Origin of the sequence: Anaerovibrio slackiae, assembly GCF_009695585.1 — a bacterium.
Taxonomy (GTDB): Bacteria; Bacillota; Negativicutes; order Selenomonadales; family Selenomonadaceae; genus Anaerovibrio; species Anaerovibrio slackiae.
Genome location: NZ_VUNR01000011.1, coordinates 56,412 through 77,391, shown reverse-complemented (window position 1 = coordinate 77,391; position 20,980 = coordinate 56,412). Strand labels below are relative to the sequence as shown.

Annotated in this window: 18 protein-coding genes; 2 read left to right on the top strand and 16 right to left on the bottom strand. The window is 45.6% G+C overall.

All coding sequences use genetic code 11. The features are described from left to right. Window positions 1–147: 147 nt before the first annotated feature. From FYJ84_RS07145 to argC, 4 genes are all read right to left on the bottom strand, one after another. Window positions 148–1,347 carry an acetylornithine transaminase gene (locus FYJ84_RS07145; protein WP_154406907.1) on the bottom strand — a complete coding sequence of 400 codons (1,200 nt, stop codon included), beginning with the start codon at window positions 1,345–1,347 and terminating at the stop codon, window positions 148–150. A gap of 57 nt (window positions 1,348–1,404) precedes the next feature. Next, window positions 1,405–2,292: an acetylglutamate kinase gene (argB, locus tag FYJ84_RS07140; protein WP_205764144.1), complete on the bottom strand. Its 888-nt coding sequence runs from the start codon at window positions 2,290–2,292 to the stop codon at window positions 1,405–1,407. A 63-nt stretch (window positions 2,293–2,355) separates the two neighbouring features. Beyond that, window positions 2,356–3,567, bottom strand: a complete 1,212-nt coding sequence (gene argJ, locus FYJ84_RS07135) for a bifunctional glutamate N-acetyltransferase/amino-acid acetyltransferase ArgJ (RefSeq protein ID WP_154406905.1) — start codon at window positions 3,565–3,567, stop codon at window positions 2,356–2,358. Between the two features lie 75 nt (window positions 3,568–3,642). Continuing rightward, a complete protein-coding gene (argC, locus tag FYJ84_RS07130) occupies window positions 3,643–4,680 on the bottom strand; it encodes an N-acetyl-gamma-glutamyl-phosphate reductase (RefSeq protein ID WP_154406904.1) in 1,038 nt (345 codons plus the stop codon). A 175-nt stretch (window positions 4,681–4,855) separates the two neighbouring features. On the opposite strand from argC, the gene FYJ84_RS07125 reads away from it, so the two are divergent. Continuing rightward, window positions 4,856–5,707, top strand: coding sequence for a transglycosylase domain-containing protein (locus FYJ84_RS07125; RefSeq protein ID WP_235901384.1), 852 nt, complete (start codon window positions 4,856–4,858; stop codon window positions 5,705–5,707). A 113-nt stretch (window positions 5,708–5,820) separates the two neighbouring features. On the opposite strand, the gene FYJ84_RS07120 is transcribed toward FYJ84_RS07125, so the two are convergent. From FYJ84_RS07120 to FYJ84_RS07075, 10 genes are all read right to left on the bottom strand, one after another. After that, window positions 5,821–6,504, bottom strand: coding sequence for a hypothetical protein (locus tag FYJ84_RS07120; protein WP_154406903.1), 684 nt, complete (start codon window positions 6,502–6,504; stop codon window positions 5,821–5,823). A 170-nt stretch (window positions 6,505–6,674) separates the two neighbouring features. After that, window positions 6,675–7,547, bottom strand: coding sequence for an L-serine ammonia-lyase, iron-sulfur-dependent, subunit alpha (gene sdaAA, locus FYJ84_RS07115; protein WP_154406902.1), 873 nt, complete (start codon window positions 7,545–7,547; stop codon window positions 6,675–6,677). 9 nt (window positions 7,548–7,556) lie between these two features. Further along, a complete protein-coding gene (sdaAB, locus tag FYJ84_RS07110) occupies window positions 7,557–8,231 on the bottom strand; it encodes an L-serine ammonia-lyase, iron-sulfur-dependent subunit beta (RefSeq protein ID WP_154406901.1) in 675 nt (224 codons plus the stop codon). Window positions 8,232–8,430: 199 nt separating this feature from the next. Then, entirely contained in the window at window positions 8,431–9,318 is an 888-nt protein-coding gene (gene dapA, locus FYJ84_RS07105; protein ID WP_154406900.1) for a 4-hydroxy-tetrahydrodipicolinate synthase, read from the bottom strand. A 128-nt stretch (window positions 9,319–9,446) separates the two neighbouring features. Then, window positions 9,447–12,377: an insulinase family protein gene (locus tag FYJ84_RS07100; protein WP_154406899.1), complete on the bottom strand. Its 2,931-nt coding sequence runs from the start codon at window positions 12,375–12,377 to the stop codon at window positions 9,447–9,449. Between the two features lie 63 nt (window positions 12,378–12,440). Next, the gene (locus FYJ84_RS07095; RefSeq protein WP_154406898.1) at window positions 12,441–12,665 is read right to left on the bottom strand and encodes a hypothetical protein; all 225 of its coding nucleotides are present in this window, start codon (window positions 12,663–12,665) and stop codon (window positions 12,441–12,443) included. A gap of 153 nt (window positions 12,666–12,818) precedes the next feature. Beyond that, window positions 12,819–13,280, bottom strand: coding sequence for a DUF441 domain-containing protein (locus tag FYJ84_RS07090; protein ID WP_328596348.1), 462 nt, complete (start codon window positions 13,278–13,280; stop codon window positions 12,819–12,821). 248 nt (window positions 13,281–13,528) lie between these two features. Continuing rightward, the gene (locus FYJ84_RS07085) at window positions 13,529–13,783 is read right to left on the bottom strand and encodes a DUF4160 domain-containing protein (protein WP_154406897.1); all 255 of its coding nucleotides are present in this window, start codon (window positions 13,781–13,783) and stop codon (window positions 13,529–13,531) included. Beyond that, window positions 13,771–14,040, bottom strand: a complete 270-nt coding sequence (locus tag FYJ84_RS07080) for a hypothetical protein (RefSeq protein WP_154406896.1) — start codon at window positions 14,038–14,040, stop codon at window positions 13,771–13,773. Before FYJ84_RS07080 ends, FYJ84_RS07085 begins: the two co-directional genes overlap by 13 nt. A 206-nt stretch (window positions 14,041–14,246) precedes the next feature. After that, entirely contained in the window at window positions 14,247–17,621 is a 3,375-nt protein-coding gene (locus FYJ84_RS07075) for a DEAD/DEAH box helicase family protein (RefSeq protein ID WP_154406895.1), read from the bottom strand. A 498-nt stretch (window positions 17,622–18,119) separates the two neighbouring features. Between FYJ84_RS07075 and FYJ84_RS07070 the strand changes: the two genes are divergently transcribed. Beyond that, on the top strand, window positions 18,120–19,250 hold the full coding sequence (locus FYJ84_RS07070; protein ID WP_154406894.1) for a restriction endonuclease subunit S: 1,131 nt from the start codon (window positions 18,120–18,122) through the stop codon (window positions 19,248–19,250). On the opposite strand, the gene xerA is transcribed toward FYJ84_RS07070, so the two are convergent. Together xerA and FYJ84_RS07060 are read right to left on the bottom strand one after the other, a co-directional pair. Further along, window positions 19,247–20,212, bottom strand: coding sequence for a site-specific tyrosine recombinase/integron integrase (gene xerA / locus FYJ84_RS07065; RefSeq protein ID WP_154406893.1), 966 nt, complete (start codon window positions 20,210–20,212; stop codon window positions 19,247–19,249). The genes FYJ84_RS07070 and xerA overlap by 4 nt on opposite strands. A gap of 56 nt (window positions 20,213–20,268) precedes the next feature. Further along, on the bottom strand, window positions 20,269–20,973 hold the full coding sequence (locus tag FYJ84_RS07060; protein ID WP_154406892.1) for an HI0074 family nucleotidyltransferase substrate-binding subunit: 705 nt from the start codon (window positions 20,971–20,973) through the stop codon (window positions 20,269–20,271). Window positions 20,974–20,980: the final 7 nt, after the last annotated feature.

The following is a 20,980-nucleotide window of genomic DNA, read 5'->3' as shown; positions in this document are numbered from 1 at the left end:
TTATAACCTCCAATAGGCATACCGAATATATACTTATGTACACCAACAGCGTATATTATACTACATTAAAGGAAGAAAATAAACCTTCTGCTGCATGGGTATACAATATTATTACATATTTATTGCACAGAATGCGTTAGCAAACTATTAAGCATACTGCGGCAATACTGCCTCAACTGCATCGCAAACCTCGTCAATATGCGCCTTGGTAACAATCAAAGGCGGCACAAAGCGCAGCACATTCCCGGCTGTGCAGTTGATAATAGCCCCCTTGTCCAGGCAGGCATTGACAATCTCCCGGCCCGGCTTGGTGAGCTCCATGCCCAGAATCAGCCCCATGCCCCGGACTTCCTTAATAAGAGCCGGGAACTTCGCCTGCATATCCTTCAAACGGGACTTCATGTAATCCCCCATCTCAGTGACATGCTGCAAAAATGCCTCATTGCCCACATTATCCAGCACCACGTTGGCAGCCGCACAGGCCAGCGGATTGCCGCCAAATGTAGAACCGTGGTCACCGGCATGGAGAGCCGCCGCCACCTTGTCACTGGTGATAAAGGCCCCGATTGGCACACCGCCAGCCAGTCCCTTGGCAAGGGTAACCACATCCGGCTTGATGCCATAGTTCTCATAGGCAAAGAACTTGCCGCTTCTGCCCATGCCGCTCTGGATTTCATCAAAAATCAGCACCGCATCGTACTTATCGCACAGCTGGCGCACCTTCTGCATATACTCAGTATCAGGTACATGGACACCGCCCTCCCCCTGAATCGGCTCCAGCATTACAGCGGCAGTCTTGTCGCTCATCAGCTTCTCCAGTGCCTCAATATCGTTATAAGGCACATAGTCAAAGCCCTCCGGCAGCGGCCCGAAGCCCTCGTGATACTTAGGCTGGCCGGTAGCGGTCAGGGTAGCGATGGTACGGCCGTGGAAACTGTGAATAGCGGAAATAATCTGGGACTTGTCCGGGGCAATAGTATGGGCATACTTTCTTGCTACCTTGATGGCACCCTCATTTGCCTCCGCCCCGGAGTTACCGAAGAAAACCTTGCCCAAGCCGCTGAGCTTTACCAGCTTTTCCGCAGCTTCTGCCTGTACCTGGGTATAATACAGGTTGGAGCAGTGAATCATCTTCCCTGCCTGCTCTGCAATTGCCTTTACCAGCTCAGGATGATTATGCCCCAGCACGTTTACGGCAATGCCTCCCAAAAAGTCAATATACTTTTTGCCCTGGGAATCATATACATAAACACCATCCCCGTGGTCCAGCACAATCTGGTAACGGGCGAACACCGGCAGATAATCATGGGCATCCTTGGCATAAATCTGTTCATCAGTTAATTGCATTTCACTTACACCTCAAAATTTTATTTAACAATCTGAATAACGATACCGCCTTTTTTCTTATTTAACAACCTGGGTACCGATACCGCTGTTGGTCAAAAGCTCCAGAATGATGGAGTGAGGCTGACGGCCGTCAATGATATGCACCTTGTTGGTGCCGCACTCGATGGATTTCAGGCATGCCTCAATCTTCGGAATCATGCCGCCGGAAATCGTGCCATCCTTGATATAGCCCTTCGCCTCCTCCACAGTCAGGGAGGAAATAAAGCTGTCCTTGTCATTGAAGTCCTTGTACACGCCCTCAATATCCGTCAGCAGCAGCAGCTTTTCCGCATGAAGGGCACCGGCAATCTCCGCAGCCACATAATCTGCGTTAATGTTGTAGCTCTCCCCATCCTCGCCTACGCCGATAGGAGCCACCACCGGAATGTAGCCATTGTCCAGCAAATCCTGCAAAATGCGGGTATCCACCGACTCCACCTGGCCAACATAGCCTATGTCAACAGTTTCCGTATGCCCATCCTCGTCATAAACAGTAGCCATTTTCTTTCTTGCCTTGATAAGCCCTGCATCCTTGCCGCTGAGGCCTACCGCCCTGACACCGCGGCAGTTCAGCATGTTGACAATATCGGAGTTGACCTTGCCATCCAGCACCATCTCGGCAATCTCCACAGTTTCCTCGTCAGTAACACGCAGGCCGCTGACAAAATCAGACTGCTTGCCCACTTTTTTCAAAAAGTGGGTAATATCAGGACCGCCACCATGCACAATCACCGGGCGAATACCTACATATTTCAGAAGGCTGATATCCTCCATTACCTTGTGCTTCAAATCCTCGTTAATCATGGCATTGCCGCCATATTTTACCACGATGGTCTTGCCATAAAATTCCTGAATATACGGCAGTGCCTCAATGAGAGTGCCTGCCTTTTTTTCAGCATGCTTCATTATCGCCATAATCTATACCTCATCATCCCGATATACACATGTATACAAATATGTACACGATTATCAGGTGTGATACTCACCATTAATCTTCACATACTCATAGGAGAAATCGCAGCTCCATACAGTAGCCTTGGCATCTCCCATGCCCATCTCCACATCAATCACAATATCATGCTCTGCCATAACCTTATGGATGTCGTCCTCATTGAACTCTGCCCCCAGGCCATTGGCATAGACAGGCACGCCGCCAAACTTGATAACGGTCTTTTCAGGCACCATCGGAATCCCTGCATAGCCCACAGCGCAGATAACACGCCCCCAGTTCGGGTCCTCGCCAAAGAAAGCTGTCTTTACCAGCGGAGACTTGGCAATGCTCATGGCTACAGTCTTGGCATCCTCAAAGGTCTTGGTACCGCTTACATTGATAGTCAGGAACTTGGTTGCGCCCTCGCCATCAGCTGCAATCCGCTTGGACAGCTCCTGGCAGATTTCCTTCAACGTTGCATAGAACTTGTCATACTCAGGGGAACCATCAGTGATTTCTGCCGCGCCGGATGCGCCATTTGCCAGTACCAGCACAGTATCGTTGGTACTCATATCGCCATCAACGGAAATCATATTGAAGGAAACCTCAACAATTTCGGAAAGAGCCTTCTGCATCAGCTGGCTGGAAATATTGGCATCAGTGGTGATGTAGCAGAGCATGGTAGCCATATTCGGCTGAATCATGCCGGAACCCTTGGCAATAGCACCGAAGCGCACTGCCTGTCCGCCAATCTCCACCTCACAGGAACAAGCCTTGGAATAAGTATCGGTGGTAATAATGGCATTGCCTGCGTTCTTGCTGCCATCCTCGGAAAGCTCCGCAGCAGCAGCCTTGATGCCTGCCTCCAGCTTGTCCATCGGCAAGTTCACACCGATAATGCCGGTGGAGCCCACCAGCACCTCATCAGAGGCACAGCCCACTTCTGCAGCAGCCAGAGCCGCCATTTTCCTGGCATTGGCAAGACCTGTCTCACCAGTGCAGGCATTGGCACAGCCGGCATTGGCAACGATGGCATGAGCCTTGCCGCCCTTTACCACCTCACGGGAAACAATTACAGGAGCCGCAGCCACTGCATTTTTGGTAAATACGCCTGCTACAGCTGCTTCCTTCTCTGTATAAATCAAAGCCAAATCCAGATTGCCGCTCTTTTTGATGCCAGCCTTTACACCGGCAGCCTTGAACCCCTTTGGAAAGGTTACACCGGCAGCCGCATTCTTTTCACTAAACATATCCGTTCCTCCTACACTATCAAAATTATAAAATCTATAAAAAGTTTACTCTATCAAAATTATTACAAATTTACATCAAGGATATACAGGCACCATATCCAGCCCCAGCTTTTCATCAAAGCCGCTGGCGATATTGAAGTTCTGCACAGCCTGGCCTGCCGCACCCTTCACCAGATTATCTATGGCAGACAGCACAATCACCCTGCCGGTGCGCTGGTCAATATGCCAGCCCAGGTCACAGAAGTTGGAGCCCCGCACATTCTTGGTGGCAGGATAGCCTCCCAGGCCAATCAAGCGGACGAAATACTCCTTGCCATACATCATTTCGTAGGCGGCAGTAACCATATCGGCAGTTACCCCCTCCTTCAGCTTGGCATAGCAGGTACTCAGAATGCCCCTGGACATAGGCACTAGATGAGGAGTAAAGTTCAGCACCGTTTCCTCCCCGGACAAATCGGCAATGGCCTGCTCAATCTCAGGGGTATGACGATGGGTTGCCACCCCATAGGCCTTGAAGCTGTCATAAAGCTCAGGGAAATGGTTTGCCTGCTTGGCGGAACGGCCAGCCCCGGACACGCCGGACTTGGCATCCACCACGATGGTGTCCACCTCAATCAGATGGTGCTTGGCAAGAGGTGCCAGTGCCAGGATGCTAGCTGTAGTGTAGCAGCCTGCATTGCCGATAATCTTGGCATCCCTTATCTGCTCCCGGTAAAGCTCCGCCAGGCCATAAACCCGAGGGGCATCCTTGTGGATGTGAGGAACCTTGTACCATGCCTCATACACATCAGTATCAGTAAATCTGTAGTCAGCTCCCAGGTCAATAATGCGGACAGGCATATTCTCCAAAGCCTTGCCCACCTTCATGGCATGGCCGTGAGGCAGCCCTATGAACACAAAATCGCTGTCCTGGCCGATGACCTCAATATCCTTCATGCTCATGAGCTTCTGGTCATAAATGCCCTTCAAGTGTGGATAAATATCAGAAATCGCCTCGCCAGCATGGCTCTCAGAAGTGATATGCACCACCTCTGCCTCTGGATGGTTATGCAAAATACGCAGCAATTCCGCGCCGGCATAACCAGTCGCGCCAATAATACTAACTTTTTTCATTATCCGACTCCCCCTTTAGATTTTATAATTATACAGCTTTTGTGCATATTATGCAACACCCTGCGCCAAAATATGCAACTAAATTTCCCAAAATACCGGAATTGCGATATAATATATGCAACAACACTTCATTTTACATCATAACCAATATATATTCAAGGCAAAGGACATTATTATGTTGATAAAAAAAATAAAAGCTTTCATTAAATGGACATTCCTGCTGGCAGTGGTTTTCTGCCTTTCCTTTCTGATAGCAGGGGGAGCAAATTTTTACCTGTCTGACAATGAAATGTTTGTCAAGGTACAAAATACCACCAGAAGTCTCAGCACAAAAATCGGGAACGGCATCGAAAATATCAATACTGAGGACAGTGACGCGCCAGCCGACGGACAGCCCTCCAGCCTTGACAGAATAAGCCGTGCCATCTTCCTCAAAAAAGCCGTCCAGGCCCGCACCCGGCAGGCAGATTATGTCAGGCTGCAGAACATACCTGAATCCCTGCAGCAGGCAGTCATAGCCGTGGAGGACAGGAAATTTTACAATCACTGGGGCTTTGACATGGAGGGCATTTTCCGTGCCTCCCTGGTCAACCTGCAATACGGCGAGGTGAAGGAAGGTGCCAGCACCATTACCCAGCAGCTGGTAAAGAACCTGTTTCTCAGCCAGGAGCAGACCATGGGCAGGAAAGCGGAGGAATTCATCCTGGCCATGGATATGGAGCTGAACTACTCCAAGGAGGAAATCCTTGAGCTTTACCTGAACTCCATCTATTTCGGCTCCGGCTACTACGGCATCGGACAGGCGGCAGAAGGATACTTCGGCAAAGAGCCTGCCATGCTGGCACTGCCGGAGGCAGCCATGCTGGCAGGCATCCCCAACGCCCCTTCCCTCTACTCCCCATACGTTGACTTCATGCTGGCCAAAAAACGCCAATTCGTGGTCCTGGATGCCATGGTAGCCGCCGGCTTTCTCCGGGAAAACGTAGCCGAGGACGCAAAAATCAAGCCTATCTATCTGGCACACTAAATATCCAAACACTGAAATAACGCATCAAAATAGTATACTAAAATAGCGCACTAAAAAACTGCTGTATCTGGGAAACCATTCCTCAAATGCAGCAGTTTTTATATTTCATCAAATTATTTACTCTTTGCGGCTTCCTTTTCAGCCTTCTTAGCGGCATCCTTTTCCATCTTCAAAATCGCCTTGGCTTCCTTCTCCTTGTCTTCCTCTACCTTGTTCTGTGCCTTGATGAAATCAGTGTAGAAATCCTTGGCAATCTCGGTGTAGAGCAGGGTATCACGGGTAGCGGACTTCGGAGCCAGCTTTCTGTAGGCATAAATCACCTTGCTGGTATTGGCATCATACACATCAAAGAAAACATTCAGGCGGGTGCCGTCATTGGCACTGGTGCCATTGGAAACAGTCACTACCACATAAGCATCCGCATACTTGCCAATGGCTTCCTTGTACTCGGCAAAGGCCTTCTTCCTGTCCAGGCGCAGAATATCGATGTGCTTGGCTACCTTGATATTTTGGCACACATCACGATAGGAAATATAATTCAGCACGCCTTTCTTATCAGCCAGCGTCCCCTCCATCAAAATCTCCGGCAAATCCTCGACCTCAGGCTCCCCTTCAGTCTTAGGGCCATTATAAATCGGTGCGGCAATCGCCAAATTCTTGACCTTCAGCATGCCGTCCTGGTCATAAACCCTGTCCTCACTGACACCGGTTCCCCCCAGCAGGCCGCCGGCAAAAGCACTCTGAGCACCCAGCACCAGAATGCAAAGCATCAACAAAAGCTGTAAACATTTCTTCATTGGAAACATCCTCCCTGACTTGTAACATTTGCAATTACCTATATACTTTATTACAAAATCAGGAAAATGTCCATTAAAATTAAATTATAATCCTGGCTTTCTTGATGAATAAGACTTTAGCCGCATCAGCATTACTTCATTAATAACCTTATTTTCCTTCGCCCGGCGGCTTACTTGCCAAAAATCTCCTTTGTCAGCCGCAAACCTGTTTTGGTAGTGGCCAGGCCTCCCTCGGCAGTTTCCTTTATGGAGCTTGGCATGGAACGGCCTATGCGGTTCATGGCATCAATAACATCATCCACCGGAATTACGGATTGCACCCCTGCCATAGCCATATCCGCCGCCACCATGGCATGCACCGCAATAAAGCCGTTGCGCTTCACGCATGGAACCTCCACCAGCCCTGCCACCGGGTCACAGGCCAGCCCCAGCAGGTTCTTGATAGCCAGTGCTACGGCATTGCCCACTATCTCAGGCGTTCCCCCTGCCAGCTGCACCAGCGCACCTGCCGCCATCCCGGCAGCGGTGCCGCACTCCGCCTGGCAGCCGCCGTAGGCACCTGCTATAGAAGCATTTGCCTCCACCACCATGCCGATGCCTGACGCCGTAAAGAGGGCATCCACAATCTCATCGATATTGTTGCCATTTTTTTCTGCCGCAGCATAGATAGCAGCAGGCACGATGCCGCAAGAGCCTGCCGTAGGGCACGCCACAATCCTGCCCATCACCGCATTTACCTCGCTAACCCCCACGGCACTGGCAGCAGCGGACAGCACCGCCTCCCCGGTATAGCCATGCTGGCGGTAGGCATAGAGCTTCACCGCATCACCGCCGGTCAAGCCGCTGACAGACTTCTCATAGTTCGTCAGCCCCCGCTTCAGGGATTCCTCCATGACCTGCCAGTTTTTCAGCATCATGGCACGCTGCTTTTCCTCCGCCACAAAGTTATTTTCCATTTCCCACTGGATGACAATCTGGCTGATAGGGCAATTTGCCTTCTGCGCCAGCTCCACCAGCTCAGCAATCGAATTAAAGCTAATCATATCTCCCTGTCACTCCCTTCCCCTGATGGACGGTATGGCAAATGCCTTGATAATCTCCGGCACCGCACAGCAATCCTCTAGCATCTCGCCAGTCAGCTCATCATCCGTCTCCAATATCATCATGGCTTCCTGACCCCGGTTCTTCCGCGACAGCTTCATGTAGGCAATATTGATGCCGTACCTGGCAATAATCGTGGTAATCTTGTTGACCACTCCCGGCCTGTCACGATGCACCACCACCAGGGCAGGATACTTGCCTGTCAGATGCACCTCAAAATCGCCAATCTGGGAAATGCGGATGTTGCCGCCGCCGATGGAGGCTCCCTCCACCCGCACAGTCCGTCCCTTCTCCCCGGTCAGCAGCAGCACTGCCGTATTGGGATGTGCCTCCGGGATATCCACAGGGCTGAAGGAATACTCTATCCCCCTGTCACTGGCAATTTCCAGCGCGTCCCTCAGCCGCTCATCCTCCGGCTCAAAGCCCATAATGCCCCCCAAAAGTGCCTTGTCCGTGCCATGCCCCCTGTAGGTCTGAGCAAAGGAGCCGTGCAGCAATATCTCTGCCTTCACCACCCGTTCCCCCAGTATCTTGCCAGCCATCAGTCCCAGCCTTGCCGCACCTGCCGTATGGGAGCTGGAAGGGCCTATCATCACCGGCCCCACAATATCAAACACCCCTCGCATAACTTTCCTCCTTCACTAGCCTCGATTGCATTGAACAAGCCTTTTCCTGCAATCAGCTTTTATCATTTTCATCATCTTTTATTTTACAAATTCTCAAACGAACCACATATATACCTGATAATATTATACCAAAAAAGGAGCTGTCACACAGCCAAAAACTGCATGATAGCTCCCTTGCCAGAACAATATTTACTTACGCTTACTTAATCAAACCATGATTAGCCAGTGCTGCACGCAGCTGTGCCTCATGCTCCGGCTCCATCTCGGTCAGCGGCAGGCGCAAAGGACCTGCGGCATAGCCCAGCATCCGCATTGCCACCTTGACAGGAATCGGATTTACCTCGCAGAACAGGGCACTAATCAAATCAATAGCGCCAACCTGCAAATCAGCTGCTTCCTTCACCTTGCCATCAAAATACAGCTGGCAGATATCGTGAGTCATCTGCGGAGCCACGTTGGACAGCACGGAAATAACACCGCTGCCACCCAAGGACAAAATCGGCACAATCTGGTCATCATTGCCGGAGTACACAGCCAAGGCATCGCCACAGGCATGACGAATCTTTGCTACGGCACTCAGGTCACCGCTGGCCTCCTTCACTGCCACAATGCGGGGATGCTTTGCCAGCTCCGCAAAGGTAGATACCTGGATATTCACACCTGTACGGGATGGTACATTGTACAAAATCAGCGGAATATTCACCGCATCAGCAATAGCAGTAAAATGCTTTACCAGCCCCTTCTGGGTGCACTTGTTGTAGTACGGGGTAACCACCAGCAGGGCATCAGCACCCACCTCTTCCGCATACTGGGAAAGCTGCACTGCATAAGCAGTCTCATTAGAGCCGGTGCCTGCAATAACAGGAATCCTGCCAGCGACCTTCTCTACAGCGTACTTAATAGCCGCCTTGTGCTCATCGTCGGTCATGGTTGCCGACTCACCGGTAGTGCCGGTGATAATAATCGCATCGGTGCCACCTGCAATCTGATCCTCAATAATCCGTCCCAGCTCATCAAAATTTATGCCATCCTCGGTAAAAGGCGTAATAATAGCCACGCCTGCCCCCCTGAAAATTGTCTCCTTCAAAAGAAACCCTCCCGTCGAAATATGTTCCTTTTATTATTACATGCTACCTGCTGAAAGTCAAGACAAATTGCCATGCACTGCCCCTAATCCCTGAAACCGGGACCAGAGGCACAAAGCAAAAACAAGCCTTATTCCAGCACATTGGTCAGCCTGCCAAACAGGCCCTCATTTTCCTTGATAACAGTGCCATTGCCAAACACGCAGAGATTGTTCTCAGCCATGCAGGCAGCAATGGCAGGAGCCAGGGCACGGATATCCTCCACGGTAGTCTTTAAAAGCTCCGTCCTGCGTTTCTGCCGTGACTCATAGGTAATGCCGCGGAAATACATACGCTGGGCTGTAGCCCCTAAAAGGCGAGGCGTCAAAGGAGTATCAATGCCGCTGATAGCACCGATGATATACTTCACCATCTCCCTGTCAGAAGCCTCAAAATTCCTGAGAAACTCCGCCGTACCATCAAATACCGCCACAGTTTCCGCCAGATTCGGATCACGATAAGACACGAACATCATATCGCCATCGCTGTTGAACCTGGTCATGGCACCATAGGCTCCGCCCTGCACCCGGATTTTTATCCAGAAATACTCATACTTCAAAAGCATTTCCAGCACCCGGTAAGCTCCCGTCAGCTCATAGCCCAGCCTGTACAGGTTGGCTCCCTTTGCCACATACTGCACCTGGCTGGAGGACAGCAGGCCTTCCTGCTGTGGAGCTGGCTGGAAGTTGTAGGCAACAGCTTCCGCCCTGTCAGCCTCAGTATTTTCCTGAAGCTTCAGCAGCAGCGGCTTCATGCCGTCAGCAAAGGCGGCATAGTTGCTTTCCTCTATGGTCACGCCGATAGTCAGACGCTTTGTGCTGAACAGCAGGCTCATAACCTGAGCCAGCTTGCCGCAGAATTCATCTGCATTGGCATCAAACTCATCCGTAAGTTTTTTCAGGAGAGGATAAGAGGACAACTCCCCCTGCTCATTATATGCACCGGCCTTGGAAATAAAGGAATTGAGCCGTGCCAGCGCCACCTGCACAGGGGATTGCAGCATCTCAAGCTCAAACTCGGAGCGGTTCTGCTGCATAAGCTCCAAAATACGTTTCTTATCATCAAATTTCGTTTCATTCAAAAGCTCGCCGATAATCTCCGCCAGCTCCGGCAGCTTCCGCATAAATGCCTTGGCTGACACCCTGAAAATCGGCTGCAGGGAATCCGCCACCCCTTCCAGAGTCAGGTTTTCCAGGCTGAAAGTGATGCCGCCGGTGTGCATATTTACCCTGTTGGTCATGTCCTCATAGGTGCTGCTTTCCGTATCCACCAGCCCGATAATATCCGAGAACAGGTAGGCATACGGCACCAGCTCCTGAGGTATCACATCCGCCCGAAAATACAGGTTCAGATAGACAATACCATTGGTCTCAGCCGGGGTATACAGCACCTTCACACCCTCTATCTGCCGTTCTTCCAGCGGAATATGCTTCGGCTCCGGGTTGATATCCTCGATTTTCAACAGGGGAATGGTTGCCAGTGCCTCCGGGGAATCCGGTGTCTGCTGGCGCAGCTTCAAGCGGGCAGTATTTTCAATCACCGCCTGGATTTCCGCCTCGGACATGGCAGCCTTCTTTGCCGCCAGCTCCTCTGCCAAGGCAGCCTCCTGCCTATCCGCCAGTGTTTTATCCGGCTTCATAACTACTGACACAGCAAAATTATTTTCCAAAAAATATTTTTTCAGCAGCTGCTCATAATAATCAGTAGCCAGCTTGCTGCGCAAATCCTGCAAATCTGCCTCATAGCGAAGCTTCTCCAGCGGGTCCTTATCATAGAGCCAGTTGGTCATCAGCATGATATTGTAAATCAGCCCCTTCGGATAGGAACCGAAATCAGCTTCCCGCAGCTGGAACTCCATGAGATTGAGGGCTGCCTCCAAAATAGTCCTGTCGATGCCATTTTCCACCAGCTCGGCCAGCGTGTCGTGGAGCACCTGACGGAACTTTCCTGCCTTATCAGCCTCTGCACCGTTTACCGTAATGGAAAGATACGGCTGCAGCACATTAGTCTCAAAATGGGAGGAAACATCCATCCCCAGGCCTGCATCAATCAATGCTTTGCGGAGAGGTGCCGCCGGTGTCTTCAAAAGTGCCTGCTCCAAAAGACCGATGGCATTAATCAGCTCATGTTCTCCTGCCTGTGCCATCACCAGATTGTAGCTCAGGAAGGTCCTGCTGTCCTCCGGCTCATCCTCCCCGATAGGATAGCTATCTTCAACCTGCTTTACCTCATTAAAGGCCGCCTGCAAAGGAATGGCAGAATCCACCTCCACAATATCAAAATTGCTGAGATATTCACTGTCAATAAAAGCCAGCTGCTCCTCAATATCCATATCGCCATAAAGATAAATATAGCTGTTGGCAGGAGAATAATACTTTTTATGGAAATCAATAAACTGCTGGTAGGTCAGGTTCGGTATTGCCTTGGGATTGCCCCCGGATTCACAGGAATAGGTATTGTCAGGGAACATCTCCCGCATCACCTGATTTTCCAGCAAATCCTCCGGGGAGGACAGGGCCCCCTTCATCTCATTGTAAACCACGCCGCTGTATTTCAGCGGCTCCTCAGGGCTTTCAATCTCGTAATGCCAGCCCTCCTGCATGAGAATTTCTTCATTATCATAGATAGACGGATAGAAAACCGCATCCAGATACACATCCATCAGGTTGTGAAAATCCTTGTCGTTGCAGCTTGCCACCGGATACATGGTCTTGTCCGGGTAGGTCATGGCATTGAGAAAGGTATTCAATGACCCCTTTACCAGCTCCACAAAAGGCTCCTTCAGCGGAAACTTGCGGGAACCGCATAGCGTGGAATGCTCAATAATGTGCGGCACGCCTGTATCGTCAGTAGGAGGCGTACGGAAGGAAATAGAAAACACCTTGTTGTCATCGGTATTTTTCAGATACAAAAGCCGCGCCCCGCTTTTCACATGCTGAAACTCAAAAGCCTCAGATGCCGCTTCCTTCACCTGCTCCTGCCGCAGCAGCCTGAAACCATGTATAATATCATTTACCTGCATAAATCAATCCCCTTTGTTGTGGTTAAACTAAACTAAATCTAAGCTAAAACTAAAATCATTGCATCAAAAATTTGCTTCCTGATTTACCTGCCGGTCTGACTTCCCCAGCACCCAGCCCAGGGTTTTCAGCTCCGAGTAAATCATCACCTTCTGCTCACGAAACTCCGCACTGCAATTTCTGAACTGCTTGTATTTCTGGCAGCACTGCTGATACCGGGCATGAATTTCCGGCATGCTGCGCATCTTCGCTCCCATATCAGGAGTGTAGCCCGTACTAATCTTAGCCATATCTATCTCATCCTTTCATTTCAGCTGCAAAACTATTACCTACTATTTTACTACAAAATCCTTGACAGGGCAAAGTTATGCAAACAAAAAGGCATATCGATTACAACAATCGATACGCTCTTATTGCAATTTAGGACCGAAAAATAATTTAACCTACTCTCCCATAAATTTCTGAGCAATACTCATAATCACATACACCACACCGGAGGCAATCAAGGGACCTACCGGAACACCCTTGAAGAAAAATACGCCTATCATGGTACCTATAATCAGTGCTGTTGCCACCTCCGGCGATGCTTTCATATAGTCTACGCCCAAATAACCAAAAATGGCAACCCCCGCCCCTACAATCAGGGAAATAATGCCTGCCGGACTCTGAAAGCAATGCCAAATATTTTCCAAGGTAATCTTGCCTGTAGCAATGGGCACTAAGATAGCTGCCGTCAAAAGGATAATCCCCCATCTTATCCCCTTATCGCCCAAAATATCTATTAGCTGATTTAGCCCCATCAGCTTCAAAATTATCACCGCTCCGGCTGCATAAGCCACGGACATATTATGACCAACTATACTGCACAACAAAATCGCCAGCATGATTATATATTCCTGCCCCACGACAAACTCATCCTCCTTTTACGATTAATTTTATTATGTCACATGCCACAACCAAGAAAAATCTAACTTTTCATCTGCAAAATTTTCCACACACGAAAGAGGCTACTATCAGATTAGCCATATTTATCTCATTCTTTCCTTTGCAAAACAATTGCACACCACTTCACTACAAAATCCTTGGCAGAACAAAGCTATACAACCAAAAAGGCATACCAATTATAACAATAGATACGCCCTTCATCACTATACTAGTCTTGATGGATTCGATACCACATCAGATATATTCTTCCTTTATTTTGAGCTATCCAGCGCAATATTGTTTTCATATCCTTGTTTGGTATCTTATCCTTATTGTGTTCGACATAAGGAGAACCATCAGCAGGAACCATGATCTTCGTAGCATTTTCATGAGGGCTGCCTTTGCATACATGAACATGTACAGGTTCGTGGTCATTAGTCCATATAAATATGGTATATGCGCCAAGTTTTATTACTGTAGGCATCCATTTCCCTCCCTTGAAAGTTCCCAAATCAACGGAGAATTATCTAAAGCGTATTGCTCAAGGTAAAACACATCATCCTCAGTCATAGACAACTGTTTATTCCATGTCATATCAGGAAGCATTAGCTCCCCATGAGCAAACCCATTCTCTATCGGCTTCTCAAATATCAACTTGATGCTTTCCTGGTCATAATCTCCTACCATAATATCCGAAAACAACGTTGTCCAGCCTTCCATCTCTGTATAGAAATGCATCATATCAACCACCTCAATTTTTATTGTATCATGTATGATTATCAACATATTTTTTCATTTAATTCCAATAATTCCGCATCATAATTCACCTGTAAGTAAAGCACGAGATATACAAAGTATCTTTACTGCTATGATAATCACTCACTCCTTCTACTTCTACAACCGAACAAATCATTGTGCTTTATTGGAAAATCCTTGACAGGGTAAAGCTACACTGCATCATCCTGCACAAGGGCGTTCCTGCTAAAAGAATCAATAATATTCCAAATCTCCTCTATCTGCGGCATCTCAAACATATCATACATTGATTTTGGCTTGTCAAAAGGCGCATGGTCAAAAACATCACCTGTCTTTACATACCCATTTACCCGTACATACTCCACCAATTTGTCAACAAAGACAATCTGATTTTGGTTAAGCCTTTGACTGTTAATAAAATCGGCAAAGGCTTCATGAACAGCTTCCTTATCCATCCCTGCAATATTGCGGATAAGTATTCCCAAAGGAGTTGCACCAAATTCCTTTTTATAATCATCCTCACTGCCCAGCTGCCGCAGAAAAACATTCTGTAAATCAGCCAGTTCCACATCAGTAATAGGCTTGTTATGAATAAGCTTGAATATAGCCAGGCTTTCTTTGTTCGCCTCAATATACTGATTGACTTTTCTTTTATAATTTTCAAAGTTTTCTTCCTGAGGCAGTGTCTGTCCTTCCTTTTCATCTAGAACAGGATCTGTCAGGACTGTCTTGATGATTTTCATGCGCCTGCCATCATATAAGAGCTGGACAAGTCCGCGCAATTGCTTTCTTGTATGCTCAAACAGAAGTATGTCATTAGCCTCCCAGTATTCATCCGCCTGCACTGCCTGAATTTCCGGCAATTTATTTTTTATCTGCGGAATTACAGCCTTTGCAATCAGCAAATCAGCAGTCTTAATCAGCTGCTTTTTTGCTGACTTAAAGGAACTGTGCTTCCCTATCAAAGCCAGCATCATGCCATACATGAAATTATCAAAACGCTTGGCAAATTCATCCTGCTCATCATTATATACGAGCGGTGCCAATTCCTTAATCAGCTCACCTTTGGCATCCTCACTAAGGCAGGTAAAAGCATCTGCATGATTATATTTGTCCACATACCTGCGTTTCAGGCGCACCACCACAGACTGCCTGTTTAACGCCTGAATCTGTCCGACAATAATCCCAATCAGCTCATCCCTGAACTGCTGGTATCTTGCCTCAGCAAAAACCGGCTCCTGCAATTCCTTGATTAGTCGCACCTGCTTGATAAAAATACTTTCTGTCAGAGACTGCACTGCCCCGTTTTCAAAGCCCTTCTTATGGGTTCTGAAAAAATCAAAATTCTGCCCATAATCAAAAATCAGAAAATATTTTTTGTCAGCATATTCGCCGCTTTGCGTATCAACACAGTTTAAATCCCTGCAGAGCCTTGTCCCCCTGCCAATCATCTGCCAGAATTTGCTTTTACTGCGCACCTTCTTGAAAAAGACTAAATTTACCGCCTCAGGCACATCAATACCCGTATCCATCATATCAACAGACACTGCTATAAAGGGAGCTTTTTCTGCAATTTTAAAATCATCAATCACCGTCTGAGCATAATCATCTGAACACACTACACAGGCTGCAAAATGCCCGGCATACTGGGGATACAATGCATCAAACCGTTCCACAATATATCTGGCATGTTCCTTAGTTGCAGCAAAGATGATACTTTTCCCCAGCTTATCACCACCGTTGATTTTAATTCCCCTGCTCATTAAATCAGTGATAACCCTGTCCACAGTTCCCTTGTTGAATACTCGCTTATTTATAAGGCTTTCGGATATGTATGCCGGTACAACATCATCTTCTGCAAAATCTTCCTCGTAACGCTGTTTTTCTTCATCTGATAATTCATCATATTTTATGCCTTCGCACACAAATTTGGTCTTGACTTCATAATTGTAGTAAGGCACAAGATACCCTTCCTCTACAGCAGTTTCATACTCATAAGCAAAGGTAGGTACATCATCCTCCAACTGAAAAAAATCATACGTATTCGTGTCCACATCTGTCTTAGGCGTAGCCGTTAAACCTACCAGCACGGCATCAAAATAATCAAAAATAACCTTATACTTTTTAAAGATACTGCGATGAGCTTCATCAATTATAATCAAATCAAAATGCGCCGGAGTATAGAGAATACTGCCATCCTTTGACTTGGTATCATCAATTGCCCCAAGGATGGTTGGATAAGTGGAAAAGACAATTCTGGCGTTATAATCCTGCTTATTTTCGCAAAGATTGCACAAAGACATCTTCGGCAGATAATCTTTGAACGCATCTCTTGCCTGCTTTACTAGTGCCCTGCGGTCAGCCAAAAATAAAATATTGGTCACATGACCAGACCTTGACAGAATATCTACCAGCCCTGCTGCTGTGCGTGTCTTGCCTGTCCCAGTAGCCATCACCAAGAGATGACGCCTAACCTTTTTCCTCAGGCCATCACATACAGAACGAATAGCTTCCATCTGGTATTTTCGCCCGCTGATCTCACGATTTATTTCATACATGCCGGAATCTTTAGCAAACGAGCGGCGATTCACCAATTTTTCCAAATCTTCCTTGCTAAAAACAGAACTTACCAGCCTGTCAGGCATGGATTTATCATCCCAAAAATAGGTCTCAAAACCATTCGTATAAAAAATAAATGGTCTGCGCCCAAATTTGCGCTCTACACAGTCCGCATACAACTCAGCCTGAATCTTGCCTTTTTTCGCATCTAGAGAAGTCCTCTTTGCCTCAACCACAGCCAACGGCTTGCCATCATCACCAAACAGCAGATAATCTATGTACCCCTTCTGCCCCAGCACACCAGTCATATCATTGACTTCATATTCCTCAGATACGTTGTAGCCATCTGTCCCCTTGAATTTCCAGCCCATCAATTTTAAATCCAGGTCAATATAGCGTTTGCGAGTTTCATACTCAGAAATTTCTTCCGGATTAAAGCTTCGCTGTTCAGTATGCACAGCTTTGGCTGCTGCCAATTCAGCAGCCATTGCAGCCAGCTGCTTTTCCATCTCCTTCAGCTTTTCGTCCTTTATTGCCAGCAAGCTTTCCTGCTGTTTGATTTTGTCTACATCCAGCTGTACACGTTTTTTAGGAATCAATTTTTCATCAAAAAAACGCTCCTCATCACTGCCATAGCAATAATTAATCCATTGAATAAACTCAAACAATCCTTTTAAGCTGAAAATTACTTCTTCGGGACGTACATTTCTCTCAGTATGTACAGACAGATTGCCCAATTTTATAATATAAGGCAGCTTTACCCAGGTTCTTTCATCTACAGCATCTTTAAAAGATGGCTCATGGATGAGGGATTGCAGGTTATCCCTATATGGCATTTCTATGGTCTTGTCTGCGGCATAAACCCACTTGACAGCCAATTCCAATGCCTTGCGGCAGCCAATAGCACACATAGCAGGGCTGGTAGCATATACTTTTTCTGCCTCTATAGCTGCTGCTGCAAACATTTTGAAATTCGTCAAACCTGCCAAAAATGCAAAATTGGACATTATGTCATCCCCTTGCCAAATGATACTGCTATTCTGATATTATTTGAATGAAATAACGAATTTTAATAAATTTAACGGATAAAATCTGACCTTTATCCTCATTGCTCTTATCAGGTATCATTGTACCATTTTATGACTTTAGTTGCATTATTTTTGAGAATCTTATAGATGAAATTTTGCCATTTTGTCAGTTTGGACACTGGCAAATTACAATTTTTTGTATCAAAAGTGCTACATTACAGTATCGTAAATAGTAAACAGCAACTGTTCCAATGGGTGGAGGAGCAATGCCAATGCAGGCACGCTCGCGCTACTATCCACGCCTAGCGGATGCTAAGCTCTTGCTGCGCCTACGGCTTGCAAATCGCTAAGCACCGAGGCGCGTCTCAGTGCCTTGCATTGGCACCGCCCCATCCACCCATCACATTATCTGCTCCTAGTTACAAGAATACTACGCTAACTTTCCTGTATAATATTTTTTAGTACGGATGTGAAAATATGACTATTAATGTTAATGATTGCTTTTTTTATATAAAAAATGGTGCTAATATAAAGCAAGGAGTTATTTCTGGTGGTATACCCATAACTCGCATAGAAACACTAGCAAATGATACCTTTAACAGAGATAAAATGGGATATGCTGGAATACATGATAAGAAAAAATATACCGAATATATTTTGCAAGATGGCGATATATTGATGTCACATATTAATAGTATGGCATATTTAGGTAGAGCTGTTATGTATAAAATGCAAAAAAACGAGTGTATTATTCACGGAATGAATTTATTAAGACTAAAAGCTAATCGGAATTTCATATTACCAGAATATGCTGAATACTACTTTAAAAGTAATACATTTAAAAAATATATAAAAAAAATAGCAAAAAAATCTGTCAATCAAGCAAGTTTTTCAATTGCAGATTTAAAAAGCATACCGTTATTTCTGCCTAACATGGTTGAACAAAAGAAAATTTATAACACATTAAATAGGATCGATAATATAATATCATTAAAAAATCAACAGTTGAAAAAACTAGATTTATTAACTAAATCTTTATTTGTTGAGATGTTTGGAGATACTGTAATAAATCCACTGGGGTGGGAAGAACACAAACTAGAAGAATATATTGACTTTCTTACATCTGGTTCACGTGGATGGGCTAAATATTTCGTTAATGAAGAAAATGAGTTATTTCTTACAATAAAGAATGTAAAAAACAATAAAATAGTGTTAGATGATATTCAATATATAAAAGCACCGAAGAATAAAGAAGCAGAAAGAACTAAGGTGAAATGTGGTGACTTATTAATTAGTATAACTGCTGATTTGGGAAGAACTGGTGTAATAGACAAAGATATATCTTCTAGAGGTGCATATATTAATCAACATCTATCTTTAGTACGATTAGACCAAAATAGGATAAATCCTCAATATATTTCTTATTACTTAGAAACAGATGCTGGCAAACGACAGTTTTGCAGTAAAAACCAAAACGGAGTTAAAGCTGGCTTAAATTTTGATGCAATAAAATCGCTAAATATTATTGTTCCGCCAATAGAGTTACAAGATGATTTTGTAAAAAATATTTATTTTATCGACAAACACAAATTTCCGATACTTGATTAATTCATTAATTTTTGATGTGAAATCTTAACATTATTTTGATTGACTATAGCATATTGCATAGTAGTATCTATCTGTGAATGTCCGAGAATTTTTTGAACTTGCTCTATCGGCATACCTTTATCTATAGCCCTGGTTGCCATAGTACGCCTGAACTTATGCGGGTGAATACGGCACAAATCAAGGCTTCGCCCTAAATTGCGCATACAAATCTCTATCGCACTTATTTTCAAGCGGTTATGAGGGGCATTGAAAGATACAAACAACGCTGGATTGTTGTCAGTCCGCGTTGCAATATAATTTTTCAAGTGTATTTTAGTTTTGGCATCGAAATAAACTTTTCGCTCTTTATCGCCTTTACCAAACACAATACATTCCCTATTCTCAAAATCTACATCATCTATATCTAAATTTACCAATTCACCCACTCTAATACCTGTAGAATATAGCAAATCTATTATAGCTAACTCACGTTTGTTGCAATTATCGCGTAAAATCTCTATTTCCTCATCAGAAATAATAGCCTTCACCTGCTTTTTTGTTTTTATCCGATGAATACGCTTCATAGGTGTCTTGAGAATATAGTCTTCTTCCTCAAGCCATGAGAAAAAACTAGATATATTCCTACGTATGTTATCAATAGTGACATTGCCACAATTGTTTATTTTTTGATATGCTACCAAATATCCTCTAATATCATCCGTAGAAATTCTACGCACTGGAATATTTATCTGAGAAAGCATCTTTGCAATAGTCACTCTGTAATATTGAATTGTTCTCTCAGAACAACCCTCGATTTTTTTAGCAGCTAAAAATGCCTTTAAATAATAGTCATTATCCTCTGACTTCTTGATTGAAAGGTTTTCTGATAATGAGTTGATGAGCACCTCTTGCAGCTTTTTCAGCTGTCCTACATCCAAATATTCTTCCATACTCTCAAGTATGCTAACAATCTTATCTTCCATGCTGGTATGCTCCTTTCTGTACATACCAGCCATCCATCCGGTTTCCCCATTGATTTTTATATACGTTCTTTTATTTTATTTTCCAAGGCAGATAATAAATCTAAATACTCACCAATTATACAATTATATACATCCATCGCTGTCGTTTCATTATAAGTATGAGATGACAGATTTCGCTTTTCCAGCATATCCAGCCATTTCTCTGCACTATCAATCAAGCCCTGCTTCCAGCCCTCACGAATACTGCTTCGCGGACTGCTCGCTTCAATACCTTCATACGCCAAAGCAGACTTCATCAGTTTCCATGCCAGTTCAAAGCAAAACTCAAACCGCTGTATCGTAGCATCCAAATACATGTTGTCAGCATCACGTTCCCACTTTACTGCAATTCTCAATGAGTCCATAGCCCTATGATAATCTTCCCACTTTAACCTTAACTGTGTATCGGTCATAATACTTCTACCCCCTTTCACGGAAAAAAGCAATTTTCCATCTCTATCTATTTCTTTTTTTAAATTCTCATTAGATTGCCTGTCATAGTCAATAATATCAAATGTATACGGCAGGCTGCTGTCTTCAAATGCTTCAATCAAAGACAATGTAGCCCCATCTTTAACTGACACAGCCAAATCCACATCTGATGTAACTCTGCCATCGCCTCTAGCCCTGGAACCAAATAGTTTTACCCAATTAATCAAGTCCTTATGCCGCAGAAAAATGCTAAATATCACTTTCCATTGTTGAGAAGATATTCCGTACATAATAGTT

Coding starts and splice junctions, on each gene's coding strand:
- FYJ84_RS07075 (WP_154406895.1), bottom strand. CDS start 17,621: ATGTCCAATTTTGCATTTTTGGCAGGTTTGACGAATTTCAAAATGTTT.
- xerA (WP_154406893.1), bottom strand. CDS start 20,212: ATGGAAGATAAGATTGTTAGCATACTTGAGAGTATGGAAGAATATTTG.
- sdaAA (WP_154406902.1), bottom strand. CDS start 7,547: ATGATTAGCTTTAATTCGATTGCTGAGCTGGTGGAGCTGGCGCAGAAG.
- FYJ84_RS07070 (WP_154406894.1), top strand. CDS start 18,120: ATGACTATTAATGTTAATGATTGCTTTTTTTATATAAAAAATGGTGCT.
- FYJ84_RS07100 (WP_154406899.1), bottom strand. CDS start 12,377: ATGCAGGTAAATGATATTATACATGGTTTCAGGCTGCTGCGGCAGGAG.
- FYJ84_RS07080 (WP_154406896.1), bottom strand. CDS start 14,040: ATGATGCATTTCTATACAGAGATGGAAGGCTGGACAACGTTGTTTTCG.
- FYJ84_RS07095 (WP_154406898.1), bottom strand. CDS start 12,665: ATGGCTAAGATTAGTACGGGCTACACTCCTGATATGGGAGCGAAGATG.
- FYJ84_RS07060 (WP_154406892.1), bottom strand. CDS start 20,973: ATGTACGGAATATCTTCTCAACAATGGAAAGTGATATTTAGCATTTTT.
- FYJ84_RS07120 (WP_154406903.1), bottom strand. CDS start 6,504: ATGAAGAAATGTTTACAGCTTTTGTTGATGCTTTGCATTCTGGTGCTG.
- argC (WP_154406904.1), bottom strand. CDS start 4,680: ATGAAAAAAGTTAGTATTATTGGCGCGACTGGTTATGCCGGCGCGGAA.
- FYJ84_RS07125 (WP_235901384.1), top strand. CDS start 4,856: ATGTTGATAAAAAAAATAAAAGCTTTCATTAAATGGACATTCCTGCTG.
- FYJ84_RS07085 (WP_154406897.1), bottom strand. CDS start 13,783: ATGCCTACAGTAATAAAACTTGGCGCATATACCATATTTATATGGACT.
- argB (WP_205764144.1), bottom strand. CDS start 2,292: ATGAAGCATGCTGAAAAAAAGGCAGGCACTCTCATTGAGGCACTGCCG.
- sdaAB (WP_154406901.1), bottom strand. CDS start 8,231: ATGCGAGGGGTGTTTGATATTGTGGGGCCGGTGATGATAGGCCCTTCC.
- argJ (WP_154406905.1), bottom strand. CDS start 3,567: ATGTTTAGTGAAAAGAATGCGGCTGCCGGTGTAACCTTTCCAAAGGGG.
- FYJ84_RS07145 (WP_154406907.1), bottom strand. CDS start 1,347: ATGCAATTAACTGATGAACAGATTTATGCCAAGGATGCCCATGATTAT.